The sequence below is a fragment of the uncultured Pontibacter sp. genome, assembly GCF_947492645.1.
Taxonomy (GTDB): Bacteria; Bacteroidota; Bacteroidia; order Cytophagales; family Hymenobacteraceae; genus Pontibacter.
The window spans coordinates 72,093-90,239 of sequence record NZ_CANLMZ010000005.1 but is presented as its reverse complement, the minus strand read 5'-3'; the positions used below and the strand labels follow the sequence as shown (position 1 = coordinate 90,239).

General features: G+C 46.7%; 19 protein-coding genes. 6 read left to right on the top strand and 13 right to left on the bottom strand.

Annotated elements, in window-relative coordinates; translation table 11 throughout:
* Nucleotides 1-12: 12 nt before the first annotated feature.
* Complete coding sequence (locus tag Q1A23_RS05725; protein ID WP_299820790.1) at nt 13-1,107, bottom strand: MBL fold metallo-hydrolase; 1,095 nt, start codon at nt 1,105-1,107, stop codon at nt 13-15.
* Between the two features lie 270 nt (nt 1,108-1,377).
* Between Q1A23_RS05725 and Q1A23_RS05720 the strand changes: the two genes are divergently transcribed.
* The 3 genes from Q1A23_RS05720 (at nt 1,378) to pepE (ending at nt 2,844) form a co-directional block, all read left to right on the top strand.
* Nucleotides 1,378-1,638 (top strand): hypothetical protein, encoded by a 261-nt coding sequence (locus tag Q1A23_RS05720; protein WP_299820787.1) that lies wholly within the window; start codon nt 1,378-1,380, stop codon nt 1,636-1,638.
* 98 nt (nt 1,639-1,736) lie between these two features.
* Nucleotides 1,737-2,000 (top strand): hypothetical protein, encoded by a 264-nt coding sequence (locus Q1A23_RS05715; RefSeq protein WP_299820784.1) that lies wholly within the window; start codon nt 1,737-1,739, stop codon nt 1,998-2,000.
* A 124-nt stretch (nt 2,001-2,124) separates the two neighbouring features.
* Nucleotides 2,125-2,844 carry a dipeptidase PepE gene (pepE, locus tag Q1A23_RS05710; RefSeq protein WP_299820781.1) on the top strand — a complete coding sequence of 240 codons (720 nt, stop codon included), beginning with the start codon at nt 2,125-2,127 and terminating at the stop codon, nt 2,842-2,844.
* 66 nt (nt 2,845-2,910) lie between these two features.
* Here the strand turns inward: pepE and Q1A23_RS05705 are convergent, their stop codons facing one another.
* The 9 genes from Q1A23_RS05705 to Q1A23_RS05665 all read right to left on the bottom strand — a co-directional run bounded on the left by Q1A23_RS05705 (nt 2,911) and on the right by Q1A23_RS05665 (nt 10,958).
* Nucleotides 2,911-3,348 (bottom strand): hypothetical protein, encoded by a 438-nt coding sequence (locus Q1A23_RS05705; RefSeq protein ID WP_299820779.1) that lies wholly within the window; start codon nt 3,346-3,348, stop codon nt 2,911-2,913.
* A gap of 7 nt (nt 3,349-3,355) precedes the next feature.
* On the bottom strand, nt 3,356-3,799 hold the full coding sequence (locus tag Q1A23_RS05700; protein WP_299820776.1) for a hypothetical protein: 444 nt from the start codon (nt 3,797-3,799) through the stop codon (nt 3,356-3,358).
* 35 nt (nt 3,800-3,834) lie between these two features.
* Nucleotides 3,835-4,374 (bottom strand): RNA polymerase sigma factor, encoded by a 540-nt coding sequence (locus tag Q1A23_RS05695; RefSeq protein ID WP_299820773.1) that lies wholly within the window; start codon nt 4,372-4,374, stop codon nt 3,835-3,837.
* A gap of 133 nt (nt 4,375-4,507) precedes the next feature.
* The gene (locus tag Q1A23_RS05690) at nt 4,508-5,464 is read right to left on the bottom strand and encodes a transketolase C-terminal domain-containing protein (RefSeq protein WP_299820770.1); all 957 of its coding nucleotides are present in this window, start codon (nt 5,462-5,464) and stop codon (nt 4,508-4,510) included.
* A gap of 72 nt (nt 5,465-5,536) precedes the next feature.
* Nucleotides 5,537-6,910, bottom strand: a complete 1,374-nt coding sequence (locus Q1A23_RS05685) for a VWA domain-containing protein (RefSeq protein ID WP_299820767.1) — start codon at nt 6,908-6,910, stop codon at nt 5,537-5,539.
* A 71-nt stretch (nt 6,911-6,981) separates the two neighbouring features.
* Nucleotides 6,982-7,839 (bottom strand): transketolase, encoded by an 858-nt coding sequence (locus tag Q1A23_RS05680; protein WP_299820764.1) that lies wholly within the window; start codon nt 7,837-7,839, stop codon nt 6,982-6,984.
* A 162-nt stretch (nt 7,840-8,001) separates the two neighbouring features.
* Nucleotides 8,002-8,451 (bottom strand): thioredoxin-dependent thiol peroxidase, encoded by a 450-nt coding sequence (bcp, locus tag Q1A23_RS05675; protein ID WP_299820762.1) that lies wholly within the window; start codon nt 8,449-8,451, stop codon nt 8,002-8,004.
* A gap of 10 nt (nt 8,452-8,461) precedes the next feature.
* Nucleotides 8,462-10,387 carry a M23 family metallopeptidase gene (locus tag Q1A23_RS05670; protein ID WP_299820759.1) on the bottom strand — a complete coding sequence of 642 codons (1,926 nt, stop codon included), beginning with the start codon at nt 10,385-10,387 and terminating at the stop codon, nt 8,462-8,464.
* Nucleotides 10,347-10,958, bottom strand: a complete 612-nt coding sequence (locus Q1A23_RS05665; protein ID WP_299820756.1) for a fumarylacetoacetate hydrolase family protein — start codon at nt 10,956-10,958, stop codon at nt 10,347-10,349. Before Q1A23_RS05665 ends, Q1A23_RS05670 begins: the two co-directional genes overlap by 41 nt.
* A gap of 368 nt (nt 10,959-11,326) precedes the next feature.
* Between Q1A23_RS05665 and Q1A23_RS05660 the strand changes: the two genes are divergently transcribed.
* Both Q1A23_RS05660 and Q1A23_RS05655 read left to right on the top strand, forming a co-directional pair.
* Nucleotides 11,327-12,118 (top strand): M48 family metallopeptidase, encoded by a 792-nt coding sequence (locus Q1A23_RS05660; protein ID WP_299820753.1) that lies wholly within the window; start codon nt 11,327-11,329, stop codon nt 12,116-12,118.
* 17 nt (nt 12,119-12,135) lie between these two features.
* Nucleotides 12,136-12,756 (top strand): hypothetical protein, encoded by a 621-nt coding sequence (locus Q1A23_RS05655; RefSeq protein ID WP_299820750.1) that lies wholly within the window; start codon nt 12,136-12,138, stop codon nt 12,754-12,756.
* A gap of 55 nt (nt 12,757-12,811) precedes the next feature.
* On the opposite strand, the gene Q1A23_RS05650 is transcribed toward Q1A23_RS05655, so the two are convergent.
* Both Q1A23_RS05650 and Q1A23_RS05645 read right to left on the bottom strand, forming a co-directional pair.
* Nucleotides 12,812-13,618, bottom strand: coding sequence for a 3'-5' exonuclease (locus tag Q1A23_RS05650; RefSeq protein ID WP_299820747.1), 807 nt, complete (start codon nt 13,616-13,618; stop codon nt 12,812-12,814).
* An 18-nt stretch (nt 13,619-13,636) separates the two neighbouring features.
* Nucleotides 13,637-15,013 (bottom strand): Mur ligase family protein, encoded by a 1,377-nt coding sequence (locus tag Q1A23_RS05645; protein WP_299820745.1) that lies wholly within the window; start codon nt 15,011-15,013, stop codon nt 13,637-13,639.
* Between the two features lie 156 nt (nt 15,014-15,169).
* Here Q1A23_RS05645 and dnaB point away from each other — a divergent pair, with 156 nt between their 5' ends.
* On the top strand, nt 15,170-16,744 hold the full coding sequence (dnaB, locus tag Q1A23_RS05640; protein ID WP_299820743.1) for a replicative DNA helicase: 1,575 nt from the start codon (nt 15,170-15,172) through the stop codon (nt 16,742-16,744).
* A gap of 143 nt (nt 16,745-16,887) precedes the next feature.
* Here dnaB and Q1A23_RS05635 read toward each other — a convergent pair whose 3' ends face one another.
* On the bottom strand, nt 16,888-18,117 hold the full coding sequence (locus Q1A23_RS05635; protein ID WP_299820741.1) for a glycosyltransferase family 61 protein: 1,230 nt from the start codon (nt 18,115-18,117) through the stop codon (nt 16,888-16,890).
* Nucleotides 18,118-18,147 lie beyond the last annotated feature (30 nt).

The following is an 18,147-nucleotide window of genomic DNA, read 5'->3' as shown; positions in this document are numbered from 1 at the left end:
GCCGATTTTGTTTTATGGATAATTATTGGTGTGCGCTTCCGGGTTATCATGATCCGGGTCTATGGTAGGAGGCATTCCGGTCATCACGCGGTTATGGGAGTAAGGCCTTTCCTTCCGGTACGACTGATATTGCCGCTGTTGTCCATGTTGGCGATGGGTTTCGTTACGCTTCCGGATAGCCATCCAGCACAACCCGGCTAATGCTACGGCACCAGCCACAGCAAGCACTTTGGGAACCGTGTTGTTAACTGCCGGAGGCAGAGATACGATGCCTCGTTCATCTGTTACGGCAGGCTCGTGCACGTAACGGCCATACTTTGGTACAGCTTTAACCCAGAAATTCTTTACCAGGTCTTCTAACTGTTGCAAAAGTTCGTCGCCTTTCATCGGCATGCCATGCCCGCTTGCTGCTATTTTGGGGCTTAGGTTTAGCAGCGCTTCCACGGACTGGTGTGCTGAGCCCCAATCTGGAGTGTAATAATTTGGTGGGCCATGCACCTCGCGCTTGTCTGTCATTACGGCAATAGCAGATTCGGCGTCGCGGGTTGTAAAGGCATCGCCCACTATAAGTACACGGTCCTCTTCTCTGAAAAAGGACACATGCCCGGGGCTGTGGCCTGGCGTGTAAACCCAATGCCACCCTTCCAGGCCGGGCACGCTTCCATCAGGGGGCAGTACTTCTAGAAACTGGTGTATGTCTATCGGTTTTTTGGGGTATATAAAAGACATATAAGCCATAGCTCCGCCGCCTACACTTGAGTCTGGTGGTGGATAGTTAGACTGGCCTGTGAGGTATGGGAACTCCATGGGGTGCGCGTACACCGGCACCTGCCACATTTCTGCCAGCTCCCGGACGGTGCCCACATGGTCGAAGTGCCCGTGGGTGAGCACTATTGCCTTAGGCCTGCTGTTCTCCCCGAATATCTCGTCGGCAGCATCGCGTATTTGCTGTGCATAGCCGTTTACGCCTGCATCTACTAAAACCCAGGAGCCATCGGGGTTGGCGACATAAAATAAGTTTACGAAAAGTGTTTTAAGACCCCAAACCTGCGGAGCGACAGGAAATGTCTGGCGCGTGGCGGCATGGTGTTTTTGCGATGTTTCCATAGGTGTGCCTTTACTTAAAGTTAGCGAATTAGTGTCAGACTTTTTAGTACGGAGCATGGCAAAAATTGGCTGATTTAAAGTAAGGTAAAAATACTGGGCAAAATGCTTACTATTTGTCTGGCTGTTTATTAACTTAACTCTTATTACCATACTGCGACACGTGTAATTTAAGGCATGTTTTTTGACGCTGTAAATTAGAATTGCTTTAATTGTTGCAGTTTGATTTCCTGTATCAAGGAATTATTTATCTTTCTGGAAAGTTTATTTTTTATGGTTAATTTATTCGTACCACCAAGCTACATGACGGTTTATGCAAAGTGCGTAGATGCGTCGATGCCAGCCTTCGACCCTGAAGAGTGGATAGAGGAGGGCAAGGTGTATCCTGTAAAGCATTTTTCGGAGCCGCTTAACCAAGGCGATGGCTTTGCCATTACCATTATGGATGAGGACGGTATCGAAATTCACCCTTCGTCTTCGCATTGGAGCTTTGCTTCTTCGCGGTTCGAGCTTTACACCTTACACCTGAACTAGACCAAAATCTGAAAAATTACGTTAAACTATAAAGGCTGCCCTGGGCAGCCTTTTTTTTACAGTTTTTTGCCAGATTAGTATAGGAGTACACATTTACCATGATTAGCGCCAAGGAATTTAATGAGCTGCCACCTCATTTACAATCAGAACTAGTCTTATCTCAAGGCCATTACCTTTACCACCGCATTAAAGGCTGGTGCAAAATAGACCTCTATTGGTTTCATGAGTATTACGTGGAGATATGGTTTCTCTACGACCTTAAAAGTATAGGCTTGGTGCGCGCGTTAACCAAATATCGCCACCTGGAGCCGTACCTCGAAACAATTAAACTAAAGCTTAAGTCGGTGCGGAAAGGAGAGTAAGCGTAATGTGCTCCTTTGGGTTTACCGCCTAGTTTAAAAATTTATACTTTACTGATTTGCTCATTAATGCTGCAAGGTTAAGGTATGATGATACGCGCGCGTTTAAAATTTTTTAACTTTGGACATGAGCAGAAATCTACTTTTAATAAGCACCTCTACAACGCATGGCACCGGATACCTGGAGCATGCCAAAGATAATATTCTGGAGTTACTGGACGGAAAGTCCGCCGTCTTATTTATACCTTATGCCCGCCCGGGCGGAATTTCCCATGCTGATTATACTGCCAAGGTAAAAGCGGCAATGGAGCCCTGGGGCTTTAACGTTTCAGGAATACACGAGTATAGCGATCCGGTTAAAGCGGTTCAGGAGGCAGAAGCTGTTTTTATTGGCGGCGGCAACACCTTCCAGTTACTTAAAAACCTATACAACAACCAACTTATAAAGCCAATACAAGAACGGGTTAAGAAAGGAATGCCTTACATGGGCACAAGCGCTGGTACAAATGTGGCAGGAAAAACCATCGGCACCACCAACGATATGCCAATTGTGCATGTAAAATCTTTTGACGCTTTGCAGTTGGTTCCTTTTAACATCAACCCTCATTACCTGGACCCAATTGAAGGCTCTACCCACATGGGGGAAACCCGCGAAACCCGCATTGCAGAATTCCATTACTTAAACCGGCAACCAGTTGTTGGCCTGCGCGAAGGAAGTATGCTGCGTGTTATAGGTGATAAGATCTCACTTAAAGGGCCACTCTCTGCCCGCATATTCCTGCAAGCTGAAAAGCCGTTGGAATTTAACCCCGGTGATGACATTGGCTTCTTATTAGAAGCGTATTAAACTGTCTGAAAAAGAGAAGGCGCCAACTAAGGGCGCCTCTCTTTTATCAACTTTAGCCAATTGATTTTATTTATTTGCTGCTCTGCTGTTATCCAGTTTCTTTAATAGCAACTTAGTAAAGTCTCGTTCTGCGCGGTAAAGCCTGATCAGCTGTTTGGTAGAGATGATGCGCTGATAACGGGCTGCGTACTCCTTCTCAAGTGCCAGTTCTCTATCTCTTGTATCAAACATCTCATCAATTCTTGCCTTAGCCTCCTGCTCACTCATATCGTCCAGGTTCTTACGGTAGCCGCTACGATAGCCCTTCATCAAGTCGCGGCGTTTTGCTTCGTACTCGTTGTATACGGGCCAGAATTTCTGCGCTTGTTCTGCAGTCAATTCCACCTTGTCGGTAAGGTAAGCAACCTTGGCCGCTTCTATGTTTTCGTTACGCTCCTGGGCAATTGCACTAGAACTGCCTAAGGCAAATGCACAGAAAAGTATAAGTATAAAAAATCGTTTCATGGGTGAGTTATTCTTCGATGTTTCGTATGTGGTAGTACTCCAGTTCCGCTTCGGCTGCCGTAGAGCTAATGTTCAAAAAATCGGACGTAAACTCTTGTTTCGTCAGGTAACTTAACTCGGCAAAGTCAGCTGTTTCCAAATCTTCGTTATAGTGCAGATAGTCCAGTATTTCCTGCTCAGCCAAAGGCTGCACGGCTGCAAATTCGTCTTTGTCTTGGTCCTGCACGTTAAAAAAGAATACCCCCACAAAAACCAGAAGCAACACCAATGGTGCAGCAACTGCGCGTAAAGATACCCAAAGGCCTTGCTGCCAGGCGGGTATATGCTTTTCAGCTGCTGTGGTACGTTCCATCACACGCGTGGGCAGGCGGTCGAAGTAATGCTCCGGTACCTGGTACACATTGTGCTTTGGAAGGCTATCCAGTTTAAAATCCTCTTTCATTTTATTCATACTCTAGTGGTTAGATAGAGAACTCGCGCTAAAGTTTAATCCCGTTTAATAAATTCTTCTATTTTTTTTACTGCCAGATGATAAGATGTCTTTAAAGCACCTACCGATGTGCCTAAAATCTCAGAGATTTCCTCGTACTTCATCTCATCGTAATACTTCATATTAAAGACCAGGCGCTGTTTATCGGGTAGCCGGAGCAAGGCCTTCTGAAGCTTAAGCTGTATTTCATCCCCGGATATGTCAGGAGAGGTGTCTATCTTTTCTGCCAGCTCGGCGGCAACATCGTGTATCGGTAAAAAGAAGCGTTTCTTCTTATTTGTCAAAAAGGTAAGGCACTCGTTTGTGGCAATACGGTAAATCCAGGTATAAAGCTGGGCATCCTGCCTGAAATTGCCGAGGTTCTTCCATACTTTCACAAATACTTCCTGCGTGAGGTCGTCCGAATCGTCATGGTCTATCACCATCTTGCGGATGTGCCAGTAGATCTTCTGCTGGTACTTGCGCACAAGTTGGTTAAAGGCCATGTTCTGGCTTTCGGGGTTGGAGAATTTGTCTAAAATCTCTTTGTCTTCCACAGGTTAGTAAGGTGCAAGCGGCAGATGGTGTACGCTGCTTTGGCAGTGGCTATAAGTTAAGATAGCAAGTATAAAAAAATAGAGGGAGATAACGATGTACCACCCTCTATTTTATAGTATAAAATTAATCGCGTTACTGCTTTCTGCTCATAGCGCGTTCTGCGGCTGCAACAATGTCATTCTCTGTTAAGCCATACTTCACCATCAGTTCTTCTGGTGTGCCAGACTCGCCAAAGGTATCGTTGGTGGCTACATACTCTTGCGGAGCCGGAAAGTTAGTAGCCAATACCTGTGCCACGCTATCGCCAAGGCCACCAAAGCGGTTGTGCTCTTCGGCAGTAACTACGCATTTTGTTTTGCGAACAGATGCCAGTACAGCTTCGTTATCAAGCGGCTTGATAGTGTGGATGTTCATCACCTCTGCAGAGATGCCTTTATCTGCCAGCATTTTACCGGCAAGTATGGCTTTCCATACCAAATGGCCTGTCGCTATAATAGTAACGTCTGTACCTTCGTTCAACATCACAGCTTTACCGATCTCAAACTTCTGGTCGGCAGGCGTAAAGTTAGGAACCGACGGACGGCCAAAACGCAGGTATACCGGACCTTCATACTCGGCAATAGCAATAGTGGCAGCTTTTGTCTGGTTAAAGTCGCATGGGTTGATTACGGTCATGTGCGGTAGCATTTTCATCATGCCGATGTCTTCGAGTATCTGGTGGGTTGCACCGTCCTCGCCAAGCGTTAGGCCTGCATGCGAAGCACATATTTTTACGTTTTTGCCAGAGTACGCAATCGACTGACGGATCTGGTCGTAAACGCGGCCCGTAGAGAAGTTGGCAAACGTGCCGGTAAACGGAATCTTGCCACCAATGGTCATACCTGCGGCAAGGCCCATCATGTTAGCCTCTGCAATACCCACTTGGTAGAAACGCTCCGGAAAGTCTTTTTTAAAGGCATCCATTTTAAGCGATCCGGTAAGGTCGGCGCAAAGGGCTACTACTTCCGGGTTGCTTTTACCTAACTCATGCAGTCCGGCACCGAAGCCTGAGCGTGTGTCTTTTTTCTCTGAAAAGGTGTACTCTTTCATTTGTATGTTTTGGCTTTAGTTTGCAGGTTCCGCTCGGCATAATGTAGCGCTATAGGAGCCATGCATGTTTCTTTATCTATTGAAAATTTTAACGTTTGTTGTTGCCCCAGACCTGATCGTAAAATCCTGTACATCAGTAAATTTACTTGCCTGGGCAGATTTCATGCGGTAAACTAATCTATACTTGCCGGGCTGTAAGGCCACGGTTACTCTGCTGTTGTCTTCGGGTAAATTACACACCCAGCTTTGCCTGCCTGCTTCGTCAACTTCGTAAATGCTGCCATATCCCTGCATTTGCGAGGGTATAGCCAGTTGCCCCGGCGGTGGAATAGTAATGGTATTGGCCTCTCCCTGTTTTACCTGTGCACCTTCAAGATAGATGCGAGGCAGCGTGAGTATCTCCAGATCATACTTTCCGGTAAGGTACTTATGCCTGTTGCCAAAAGCCTGTACATGCAGGGTTTGGTCCGAGCCATGCTGTCTTACGATAGCCATCAGAGTTCCGTAAGGGGAGGGGCCATCCTGGCGTAAGTATAACTCGCCCTGGGGAGATTTTACCCTGATAACATTATGCTTACCCGGCTTGATTTGCAGGTTCTTTTCCACTACAACAGGCGTTGTGTTTACTACCAGGTTGTAGGGTACAAGCGCATCAATTTCCAGCACATCTGCTTTTCCTTTGCTGTCTTTGTAATGCACGAAGTTATACTCTGTGCTGCCTGTTACAGCGTTTACAAAGGTCATGTTCAAGTTGGTTTCTACCGGTCGGTTTTGTTCGTCCAACAGTTCCACGCTCACGGTTGTCTCGCTAAGTGTTTGCGTCACGATTTCCGTCAGAACATTTTCAAAGGTTTTTACATCGGCAGCATTAAAGTACTGGCCAATGCAACTTAACTGCTGCTCGTACTGGGGATCTATGCCTATGCCAATTACAAAAGGCCTCAGAAAAATCCGGTTCTTTTGCAATGCCAGCGAAACAGCACATGGGTCGCCGCCGCAAGACTCCAAGCCATCAGTAATCAGAATAATGACGTTCCTGGCTTTATCAGCCGGAAAATCATTTGCTGTTTGCTGTAGCGAGTAGGTAATAGGCGTGTTGCCGCGCGGTACTATCTGCTCCAGCTTTTTACGGATAGCGTTGCTGTTATTCTCCGGTGTAAAGGGCACTTCCAGCTTAGTGTCTTTGCAGTCGTTGCGCTCACGCCCAAACTGGTGACCGTATACCCGTAGTGCTACCTCCACATTATCGTAACTTTCCAGAGAATCCACAAGGTGGGCCAGCAGGTTTTTAGCAACGCTCATGCGATCGCTGTCTTCCCACTTGGCCAGCATACTTCCCGAAGCATCAAGCAAGAAAAGGATGCGTGTTTTAGGCTGCTGCTTTTTCTCCTGGGCAATAGCTGCCCCGCCTGCCGATAAAATCAGCAAGACAAGCAGTACTGCCAAAGGTTTGCACCAGTTAAACATCCAGTATCAAGCTAATCGCGTAAGCAAAGGCAATTTATACTATAGGTATATTAATAGTCAGAAGCTTGCTGTACAGCTAACTGCTGCAGGGCAATTTGCAGCTGCTCGTCGTTTGGTGCAACGCCATGCCACTTGTGCGATCCCATCATAAAGTCTACCCCGTAACCCATTTCTGTATCCATCAGCATAAGAACTGGTTTTCCGTGGCCTGAGCTTTTCTTTGCCTCATCAAGCGCTGGTAACAGCGTTTCAAAATTGTTGCCGTTAGCCTCTATCACATGCCAGCCGAATGCTTCAAATTTAGCTTTCAGGTCGCCTAAGCCCATTACCTCGTTTGTAGAGCCGTCTATTTGCTGGCCGTTTCTGTCGATAGTGGCAATTACGTTGTCAATTTTGTGATGTGCAGCATACATGGCAGCTTCCCAAACCTGGCCTTCTTCTACTTCACCGTCACCCATCAATACATAAACAAGGCTGTTGTCGTTGTTCAGTTTTTTTGTTTGAGCAGCGCCCAAGGCAACAGATAAGCCTTGCCCAAGCGAGCCCGATGCGATACGGATGCCTTCTAAGCCTTCCTCAGTTGCCGGGTGGCCCTGCAGCCTTGAGTTGATTTTACGGAACGTAGCTAGTTCTTTTACTTCAAAGAAGCCTGCGCGCGCTAAAGTGCTGTACCAAACCGGGGAGATGTGGCCGTTTGAAAGGAAGAAAAGGTCTTCGCCTTTGCCATCCATCTTAAAATCTGTGCTGTAATTCATTACTTTAAAGTACAGCGACACAAAATAATCTGTACAGCCCAGCGAGCCACCCGGATGGCCCGAGTTTACGGCATGCACCATGCGTACAATATCGCGGCGAACCTGTGCTGCAATCTCTTTTAGCTCTTCAATGCTCTTGTTGTGTGGATTCACGGTATTTAATGGTTGTATGTTAAATTGTTTTACTCCTGCTTCAATGCTTTATACGTTATACGCTGGCCGGGTAAATGTAATGCTGTTGCCGACTTTAAGTATAAAACCTTGTACATGTGATACGAAAAGCGCAGCTGCCCGTAAGGACAGCTGCGCTCGTTGTTACTTCAGAATCTGTTTGGCGTGGTCGCTTGTCTTTACTTTTGTGATGATGTCCTGTATAGTGCCGTTCTCATCTATTATATAAGTATAGCGCATGGTGCCCATATACTTCCGGCCATACATCGATTTCTCCTGCCAAACCCCGAACTGCTCTACAATCTGTTTATCGGTGTCTGCTAGCAGCGTAAAGGGGAGCTCATACTTGCTGATAAAGTTCTGGTGCGATTTCTCGCCGTCTATGCTTACGCCAATTACCTCGTAGCCTTGTTGCTGCAGCTCGCTGTAATTATCACGGAGGTTACAGGACTGGGCGGTGCAGCCGGGAGTATTGTCCTTCGGGTAAAAGTATAAAACTACTTTTTTGCCAAGGTAATCGCTAAGTTTAACGGTGTTGCCGTGTTGGTCTTTGCCTTCAAACGCAGGGGCTTTGTCGCCTATGTTTAACGCCATGGTTTCGTTATCAGATTGTTGTTGTAAAAGTGGCTTCGTTGCCAGCAATGTCCTTCACCTTCAAAACTACTTCACCGGACAAAGGTACACTTTTATCCAGTTTTTCTGAGTAAATAAGCGCCTGTTTGTGCTCATACTTCATCAGCAGCCACTCACCGTTTATATAGGCGTTAAACGAGGCTATACCCGATAAATCATCGCCAATCTTAAACCTGATCTGCTCCTTGCTTTTGCCCAGCAGCTTAATAGTAGGGGCTTTTACATCTTCAAGTACTTTAAACTTGCCCATGTTCCTGGTGCTGAAGGTTATGCTGTTGCCATCCCACCTGCCGCCGGTGTAGCCACGCCCACGGCCTGTGCCTAAGAAGTATACTGCTGCCTTTGTCTTGTCTTTTATCACATTCGGAGGCGTTATAGTAACCTGTATAGCCTGGTGCAATGGCGTAAAGTAATCGCCGAAAGTATAAACATCACCCTCCAGCTTTGTTTCAAAGTATAATGTGTCGTAAAGTGATGCTTTGTTAAACTGCACTTTGGCAAACTTGTTTGTAAAAGTGAAATCTGTTGCAGGCGGTACCACTTGCTCGGCACCCAGCGCAGACGAAACACCACAGAATCTAATAGAATCCGGAGCGCCTGCGCGTAGGTCGTAGAGGCCAATACCTGCCGAGTTTTTAACATAGCTAGGTACAAGTATAAGCGCTTTGCCGCCCATGTAAAGCTCTATGTTCTGCGGTGTAGAGCTGGTGTCGGTAGCACTTACTTTGAGTATATTGCCTACAATCTCGTACCTTAAGGCAGGTTTTTTAACCGTTTTCGACATTGACTGTGTGAAAGCCGGCTTTCTGCCTTGTATTACAAAATTTAGGGTAGAAGTGTTGTCGTAAGAGTCGCGGGCAACAAGTTTAACCTGGTAGGTAGAGTCTGGGTGCACGTTAAACCTGCCCTGGCGGCCATTGGTCTTGTAAAGCGGTAAATCGTTGCCATTGTCTACAAATGCCTTCTGGAAAGTGCGGCCGGTGCGCTTGTATTGGTCATAGTTAATGTGCTGCGACACCTGGCGCGACAACTCGAAAGGCACCTGGTCTATGTAATGCTGGTACACTTGTTTACCGTTTACCAGCAATGTTACCTCTTGTGTGCCATTTTTATTTGTAGCGCCATCCAAACGGTCATTTGTCTGCAGTTCCAGCCCTAAAACTCCGCTGGCAAACACGGTATCGGTTAAAGTATAATTGCTTCCTTGCTTTGTGGTTTTAAACTCCGTGCGCTCAAACTCATTGTTCACGCGGGCATGTATGTTCAGGGGTGTTATACCAATACTGTGTATATCAGGAGGCGTGGTGTCTATTACTTCGGCAAATTTATACTTCAGCGGGTTGTAAAGGCGGTCCTTCTCATCGCGTATCTCAAAGTGCAGGTGCGGGCCACCAGAGCCGCCTGTGTTACCAGAGTAGCCAATAATATCGCCGCGCTTTACCTGAAACTTATCCGGCTCCGGAAACAGCTCCAGTTCAAACGTTTTTCTATCATACTGCCTTTGTAGCACGTGGTCTGCCAGGGGTTTGGCAAACTCGCGCAGGTGCGCATAAGTAGTTACCAGCCCGTTGGTAGGGTGCGTAATGTAGATAATGTTGCCATACCCATAAGTAGACTGCTTTATCCTGGATACATAGCCATCAGCGGCTGCATATACAGGCAAGCCTTCACGCTGGTCTGTTTTGATGTCCAGGCCACCATGAAAGTGGTTAGAGCGTATCTCGCCCATCGTACCCGAAAGGTAATTGCGTTCGCCGGGTTTTATCGGGAACAAAAATTCTCCTGTAGTGGGCAAGGTTTGTGCAAAAGCGCCTGTGGTGGCAAAAAATGAAAGTGCAGCAGCAGCTAGCCGCTTCTTATTTAACTTCGAAATCCAAAAGTTTTTTATCTTCAACATACCCTTCTAATCTGTCTCCTATCTTAACTGGGCCAACTCCTTCTGGTGTGCCTGTAAAAATAATGTCGCCTTTTTTTAATGTTATAAATTTTGAGATGTAGGCAATGATATCGTCAAATGAGTTAAGCATCATTTGGGAGTTGCCTTTCTGTTTTGTGTCGCCGTTAACCTCCAGCCTGAAGTTAATATCCTGCAGGTTGGGGAACTGCTCTAACGGTAAAAACTCCGAGATAGGTGCGGAGCCGTTAAAGCCTTTGGCTAATGTCCAGGGTAGGCCTTTGGCTTTTGCCTTTGCTTGCAGGTCGCGGGCAGTAAAGTCTATGCCCAACCCGATGGCATCATAATATTTATGAGCAAATTTTTTATCGATGTTCTTTCCTTCGCGGCCAATGCGCAGCAAAAGCTCTACCTCGTAGTGCACATCATTTGTATATTCCGGGTAATAGAACGGGTCGTTATTTTTAAGTATGGCTGTGTCTGGCTTAAAGAAAATAACAGGTTCGTCGGGCACTTCATTTTTGAGTTCTGCAATGTGCTCGGCATAGTTCCTGCCAATGGCTAATATCTTCATAAAGGGTGCTTTGGGTGATCTGTTTCTCAAAAATAGGGTTTCTAACGTTTCTATGCTTCAAAAAGTGACAAATTTATACTATAAGCCAGTAACTGCTGCGCCACCTCCCGCTTTACTAGCCTTAAGTACTATAACTCCCGAAAGTTTTAAATATTACCTTAACCGCTCTCAGAACATATTACTAAGATTAAAACGTATAACGGAACAGGTGTTTTGCACTTTGCTGAGTAGCTAAACCAAGTGAAACGAAGTAAGAACGGCTACTCAAAACATAGTGATATGATAATTTATTAATGTATTTGTGATTGGTTTTTGAAAAAATGGTTCAAAATTTGAATTCGTTTTAAAACCACTAAAAATTTAAGAAGATGTATAATAGAATTTTTGCTTTTGTAATAGCTGTGGTAATGTTTGTGGGCTGTACAACAGTTCCTATAACAGGCCGCCGGCAGCTAAGCCTTGTATCCGAGGCTGAAATGCAGACCATGAGCTATGAAGCTTATGATCAGTTTTTGAAGGAGAACAAACTATCCAACAATGCACAGTCTACAGCTATGGTTAAGCGTGTAGGCCAGCGTATTCAAAATGCGGTAGAGCGCTATATGGCTGCCAACAATTTAAGCAGCGAGTTACAGGGCTTTGATTGGGAATTTAACCTTGTAGCAGACGACCAGGTAAACGCTTTTGCTATGGCTGGCGGTAAAACAGTAGTTTATGAAGGAATTTTACCTGTAGCGCAAAACGAAACCGGCCTTGCTGTCGTAATGGGGCATGAGATTGCCCACGCTATTGCCAAACATGGCAGCGAACGCATGAGCCAGGCGCTGGCGCAGCAGTTTGGCGGGCAAACGCTATCGGCGCTTGCCGGTGCGCAACCAGGTACGGCCAGCAACTTAGTTATGGCTGTTTACGGTGTGGGTTCGCAACTTGGCCTGTTAAAGTATGGCCGTACCCAGGAGTCTGAGGCTGACCGCTTAGGCTTAATTTTTATGGCTATGGCCGGGTATGACCCACAGCAGTCTGTTGCGTTTTGGGAGCGAATGGGAGCGCAGGGAGGTCAGGCACCACCAGAGTTTTTATCGACGCACCCTAGTGCAGGTACCCGCCAGGCTGACTTAAGAAAGCACATGCCGGAGGCCCTGCAGTACTATAAGAAATAAACAACCACTATATCCACATGATCAAAAACACCCTTGGCCGCAACTGGCGCGCCGCTCTTAAAGCCAGTATTTTCTTTCTGTTCGTGTTTCTTGTAGCTACAGCGTGTACCAGACGCGAGGCCTTTCCGGAAGATAGCGAGTCGCCGGTTGAAGTAGCAGAAGGGGAGGAGGCGCCAGAAAAGTATGATGGTGTGCTGCTGGCACAGGTGGTGTTTGATAGCGTGGACTATATTGTTGACAGAAAAGACCTGCTGCAGCCGTTTATCAGGGAGTTTGCTGACGGTACTGTAGTTGATAAAGTGATGATCAGGAAGGTGCAGGAAACGAAGGACGATGACCCGGCATACTACCTGGTAGGGCTTGGTATCCGAAACGGTGCTTTCAGGTCTATGGCGTTGCAGTTGGACATTGCCGCTAACAACAGTTTGTATCTGAGCAGTAAAAGCCCAAAGTACATGTGCAATGCAGGCCCGGGATGCGACTTCTGTTACTTTACCTTTTTAGGCAACAAGATAACAGGCTGCGAGTGTTCGGCTAAGGCTGCAGGCAATAACTGCGCACACAAAGTATCAGACACAAACAGCTTGCTGGCTAATTCCCGGTTACGGGAGGTGGATAGATCGTCGCAAAGGCGTTAAACAAAAAGGGGCTGCAAGTATACTTGCAGCCCCTTTTTGTTTAACGCCATATCTCTTAGGAAAGCTGCACGTTGCGCAGGCGGATGCGCGTAAGCACTTTCTTCGTATAAAGCGGAAAGTCGCCTTTCATCATCCAGTCGTAGTAGCTTGGCTCTTTTTTAAGCACTTCCTCTACTGATACATTTTTATACTTGCCGAAGTTAAATACTTCCTGGCCGGCGTTATTATACACTATCCTGCCTGACAGGTCAGCGGTCTTCTGGGTAGTGAATTTATGCAAAGCCTCCATATCGTTCTGTACCGGAAACTCCTCTACACCCTCCGCTACCTCGATAGGGGTGTTTTGGTAACGGTCCAGTTGGGCCATCAGAATATGGTACGTAGCTATGGTGTCGGCTTCGGCGCTGTGGGCATTTTGCAACGATTTGTCGCAGTAAAACTTGTAGGCAGCTGATAAGGTGCGCTGCTCCATCTGATGGAACACGCGGCACACATCCACTACATGTCTATTCTCAATGTCGAAGTCAATATCGCAGCGCAGAAATTCCTCTGCCAGCAACGGTATATCGAAACGCAACAGGTTATAGCCTCCCAGATCACAGCCTTTCAGGAAATTATCAAAGTCCCTGGCAACCTGTTTGAAAGCAGGGCAGTCTTTTACGTCTTCATCATAAATTTTATGAATCAAGCTCGACTCCAATGGGATGGGAATACCCGGGTTTATGCGGCGCGTCTTCAGGATCTCTTCTCCGTCGGGCATAATCTTCAGCACGCTTATCTCTACAATGCGGTCGTTGCAGATGTCGGTGCCGGTGGTTTCCAGGTCAAAGAAAACCATAGGGCGCTTTAAGTTTAGTTTCATAGCTAAGCTAGTATAATTTTAAAGTATAACTTCTTTTAAAGCTCCCAGATCCATGTTATTGTAAGTGCCCGAACTCATTAGCAACAGGTTGGCATTTTGCCAGTTGCGGCTTGACAGGTGCTGTTGCAGGGCAGCGGCATCGGTAAATATCTTTATGCTTTGATTCTTAAATGCCTCTTTCAATTCTGCTTCAGAAATCATTTCCATGCGCTTGTGCTCCAGCGTTTTTGGGCTGAAGAATACGATCGCCTCATCAGCTTTATCCAGCGCGCCGGCGTACTGCGGCAAGAAGTTCTTGTTCAAGCTACTGAAGGTATGAAGCTCTACAACGGCCACTAGTTCGCGCTGCGGAAACTGGCCTTTTACAGCCTCTGTCGTTGCCTTAACTTTAGACGGGGCATGCGCAAAATCGCGGTAAATAACGGAGCTACTGTTTTCCCCTAGCTTTTCTAAACGCTTGGCAGCACCTTTGAATGTTTTAAGGGCTTCGTAGAAATCATGCGCCTTCACACCGATTTTCTTGCACACCTCTTTAGCCGCGTTTATGTTGCGCAGGTTGTGCTCACCGAACAGCTGTATCTCTATGTCGCCTTCTTTTTTAGTGTGCAGTATAGTTTTGCCATCGCGGATGCTGTGCTCGTGTACGCCATAGCCAATGTAGGCAATATCGGCAGGGTTGCGTGGTACGGCCACCAACTGCACCTGCTCGTCATCCTTGTTATAAATAAGCGTACCTGCTTTTGGGGTAAGCTCAGCAAAAATTCTAAACTGATCGCGGTACATGTCCGGGTCCGGGAATACGTTGATATGGTCCCAGCTGATGCCGCTAATAACTGCAATATGATGATGGTATAAATGAAACTTTGGAACGCGCTTTATTGGGTCTGATAAATACTCGTCGCCTTCGATGATGATGATCGGAGCGTCGTCTGAGAGCTTAACCATGCGGTCAAAGCCCTGCAGTTGCGCACCAACGGCGTAATCGAATTTGCGGCCCAGGTGCTGCAGTACGTGCATAATGATAGAGGTGATAGACGTTTTGCCGTGGCTGCCACCTATTACAATGCGCTGCTTGTCTTTGCTCTGTTCGTAAATAAACTCCGGGAAAGAGTAGATCGGGATGTTAAGCTCCTGCGCGCGCTTGAGCTCCGGGTTGTCGGGACGGGCGTGCATGCCAAGTATAACGGCATCGGGGGTGGCATCAAGCTTCTCCGGAAACCAGCCTTCCTGCTCAGGAAGTATACCTGCAGCAGCCAGCCTGCTTTTGGCGGGTTCGTAAATCTCATCGTCAGAGCCTGTTACTTTTAACCCTTTATCGTGCAGGGCCAAAGCTAGGTTATGCATAATGCTGCCGCCAACGGCAATCAGGTGTATGTGCTTCAAATCCTTCTCCATAAGCCAATCGGTTTAATCTCAATCAAGCAAAGTTAAAATTACTCCTCTAAAATAAAATAGCTATACACTAATATGTTGATACTTTGTGGATATCTTGTGGATTATTAACAAGGTTATTAAGATAGGTTCTACTGCATATCTGTTAAATTTGTGCTTATGGAGGAGATGAAAATGAATGTGCGGCCTGCAGGCAACCGCAACGGGTGGCAGAAAAAAGCCCCTGCTGTATCGGAGTTAGGCAAAAAGCCGCCGCAGGCACTTGATTTGGAGGAGGCCGTTTTAGGTGCTCTGATGCTGGAGAAGGACGCCCTTACCAGCGTGATTGATATTTTGCGTCCGCAAAGTTTTTACAAAGAGGCGCACCAACGCATCTTTAAAGCTATACTTGCCCTTTTTGATAAGTCGGAGCCGATCGATATTTTGACGGTAACGCACGAACTGCGCGAGAACGGCGAACTGGAGCTGGCAGGCGGTGCCTACTATGTGACACAGCTTACCACACGCGTAAACTCAGCGGCTAACATCGAGTACCACGCACGTATCATCACAGAAAACTCCATTAAGCGCGATCTGATCTCTATTTCCTCTGAAGTGCTTTCCAGCGCCTTTGAAGACACTACCGACGTTTTCGAGCTACTGGATAAAACAGAGGCCAAGCTTTACGAGGTATCCGAATCAAACATCCGGAAAAACTTCGACGATATGCGCTCTTTAATGCACATGGCCATTAAAGAACTGGAAGAAAAACGCAAACAAGCCGATGGCCTGACAGGTGTACCTACCGGCCTTGTGGCGTTGGATAGAGTTACCTCTGGCTGGCAGAAGTCTGATTTGGTTATACTTGCAGCACGTCCGGCGATGGGTAAAACAGCCTTCGTACTGTCGGTGATGCGAAACGCTGCCGTAGATTTTGGTAAAGGCGTAGCTATTTTCTCCCTGGAGATGTCGTCGCTGCAGCTGGTGAATCGTTTGATATCGTCGGAGGCCGAGCTGGAGTCGGAAAAGATTAAAAAAGGCAGCCTGGAAGAGTATGAGTGGGCACAGTTGAACCATAAAATCGCCAAGCTAACCGAGGCGCCAATTTACATTGATGATACGCCGGGCCTTTCGATTCGTGAGTTGCGTACCAAGTGCCGACGCCTGAAAGCGCAGTACGACATACAGATGATTATTATTGACTACCTGCAGCTGATGAGCGGAAACTCGGATGGCAAGGGTGGCGGTAACCGTGAACAGGAAATTGCGTCGATATCACGAGCCCTGAAAATGTTGGCAAAGGAACTGAACGTGCCGGTAATTGCGCTGTCGCAGCTAAGCCGTGCCGTAGAAACGCGTGGTGGAGACAAGAGACCACAGCTATCCGACCTTCGTGAATCCGGTTCGATTGAGCAGGATGCGGATATGGTGTGCTTCCTGTACCGCCCGGAGTACTATGGTATAACGGAAGACGAAATGGGTAACCCAACAGCAGGAGTTGGAGAGGTGATTATTGCCAAGCACCGTAACGGTTCGCTGGAGAACGTACAGTTGAAGTTTATAGGTAAGTTTACTAAGTTTACAAACCTGGACCACGATTTCGGGGGTGATGCCATGGGAGGTTTTAACGCCTTGCCAAACAGCACCTTTGATACTGAAGCTCCAGGGTCGATAAGATTAGGTAGCCGCATGAATGACGGCACCGGTGGGGGCGGTTTCCCAACATCTAATTTTGATGAGGAACCACCTTTCTAAAGTATAAATTTTAGCTAAAGGCAATAAACAGATGTATAGACTGTTATCTTAAAGTATAAAAAGGTAAACAGCTCTAAAAATATAGCCAAAGGTAGATTAGCCGTTGCGTTTAAAAACCAGCGGCTTTTCTTTTGGCTATACTTTTATACTACTTTAAGCTTTTGTTCGCTTTGCTCCATAACCTCTGGTGTGCGAGTCAGGACTCCCTGTACCAACTCTTCCAGTTTGTCGAGTGGCACCTGTATGCCTTTGTTCATTGCCTGGCGCAGGTTAGTTGCCTTAGGATAAGTATGGCTTATCAGGTAATTATAATCAAGGCCTACTTTGGTTGCTAAATCTGTATACAGGGTTAATAAGTACTCTTTTGCGAATAACTCAATTACCTGGGTGCCTTTCTGGCAGAAAACAAGATTTGTTAAACCGGCACCATGCGGCCCAACAATTGCCTCCGCCGACTGAAACATACTTACCTGCTCTGCAAACGTAAAATCGCTAAGCACAACCTTCTTAAAGCCATACTTCTCAAGCAAGGCTATTACCTGGACCTCGTTGGTTACGTTTCGTGCGTCGCTGTCTTGGCGGCTGATGTATATGCGCTTTGGCGGCTGAATAATTTTCTGGGCAATAGGTAAAAACTTGTCTCTCAGATACTGGCAGGCCCACATAGGTATATGTTCTATGTTGCGCACAAACGTGGAGGCATACATGGTATCGGCCTGCACATGGTGTACGTCATGGCCTTCCACAATTTTGGTGTTCGGAATACCCAGCAACCTTAACGTGTCTTTTTGGTAAGGCAGGTTATGCTTTGGCACCACAAACCAATCCATTTTATGTAAGAGGCCGGCTTTTTCCAGCAAGTGCATCCTGGGAAGAGAATCGAACATCCAATGGAAGTAGTTGTTTTCGCCGCTGCCGCCAATTAAAGTATGAAAAGCATTGCCTTTCAGGCCTAGGGGAGTCGTAAAATAACTTTTCCTGAAAATTCCGTTTTCTTCTGGCTGGGTAGTACCCACGTGCAGGGATAAATCTCCAATGACCTTATTATCCTCCGAAATTACCGCAGCAAAATGTGTGGCATCGGTATACAACCTGCCCCTGTTTACGGCAGTAACTACGGCGGCATGCTGCACCCCTGTTCTAGGAATGCTGTTATAGTTTTTAGACCCAACCAAGAGCTCCTCCGGTATGTCCAGAGTTGATTCTTCTGGAGGGTATACCTCGACGCAAGCTGCACCTGTTGCCGCTACATAATCCGAGATGTTATTGTAGTGCCCGGTTGGTTTATATGTTTGGTTATAAGGTATATGCCGTTCAAGTATACGATTTATTTTCCTGTGAATACGAGTATATAACTTTGATATTTGTAGCATTTTTGTATTAAAAAACTTGGTAAATGGCCG

Excerpts from the sequence above, each read along its gene's own strand:
- Q1A23_RS05725 (WP_299820790.1), bottom strand. The coding sequence starts at position 1,107 with ATGGAAACATCGCAAAAACACCATGCCGCCACGCGCCAGACATTTCCT.
- Q1A23_RS05720 (WP_299820787.1), top strand. The coding sequence starts at position 1,378 with ATGGTTAATTTATTCGTACCACCAAGCTACATGACGGTTTATGCAAAG.
- Q1A23_RS05715 (WP_299820784.1), top strand. The coding sequence starts at position 1,737 with ATGATTAGCGCCAAGGAATTTAATGAGCTGCCACCTCATTTACAATCA.
- pepE (WP_299820781.1), top strand. The coding sequence starts at position 2,125 with ATGAGCAGAAATCTACTTTTAATAAGCACCTCTACAACGCATGGCACC.
- Q1A23_RS05705 (WP_299820779.1), bottom strand. The coding sequence starts at position 3,348 with ATGAAACGATTTTTTATACTTATACTTTTCTGTGCATTTGCCTTAGGC.
- Q1A23_RS05700 (WP_299820776.1), bottom strand. The coding sequence starts at position 3,799 with ATGAATAAAATGAAAGAGGATTTTAAACTGGATAGCCTTCCAAAGCAC.
- Q1A23_RS05690 (WP_299820770.1), bottom strand. The coding sequence starts at position 5,464 with ATGAAAGAGTACACCTTTTCAGAGAAAAAAGACACACGCTCAGGCTTC.
- bcp (WP_299820762.1), bottom strand. The coding sequence starts at position 8,451 with ATGGCGTTAAACATAGGCGACAAAGCCCCTGCGTTTGAAGGCAAAGAC.
- Q1A23_RS05670 (WP_299820759.1), bottom strand. The coding sequence starts at position 10,387 with ATGTTGAAGATAAAAAACTTTTGGATTTCGAAGTTAAATAAGAAGCGG.
- Q1A23_RS05665 (WP_299820756.1), bottom strand. The coding sequence starts at position 10,958 with ATGAAGATATTAGCCATTGGCAGGAACTATGCCGAGCACATTGCAGAA.
- Q1A23_RS05660 (WP_299820753.1), top strand. The coding sequence starts at position 11,327 with ATGTATAATAGAATTTTTGCTTTTGTAATAGCTGTGGTAATGTTTGTG.
- Q1A23_RS05655 (WP_299820750.1), top strand. The coding sequence starts at position 12,136 with ATGATCAAAAACACCCTTGGCCGCAACTGGCGCGCCGCTCTTAAAGCC.
- Q1A23_RS05650 (WP_299820747.1), bottom strand. The coding sequence starts at position 13,618 with ATGAAACTAAACTTAAAGCGCCCTATGGTTTTCTTTGACCTGGAAACC.
- Q1A23_RS05645 (WP_299820745.1), bottom strand. The coding sequence starts at position 15,013 with ATGGAGAAGGATTTGAAGCACATACACCTGATTGCCGTTGGCGGCAGC.
- dnaB (WP_299820743.1), top strand. The coding sequence starts at position 15,170 with ATGGAGGAGATGAAAATGAATGTGCGGCCTGCAGGCAACCGCAACGGG.
- Q1A23_RS05635 (WP_299820741.1), bottom strand. The coding sequence starts at position 18,117 with ATGCTACAAATATCAAAGTTATATACTCGTATTCACAGGAAAATAAAT.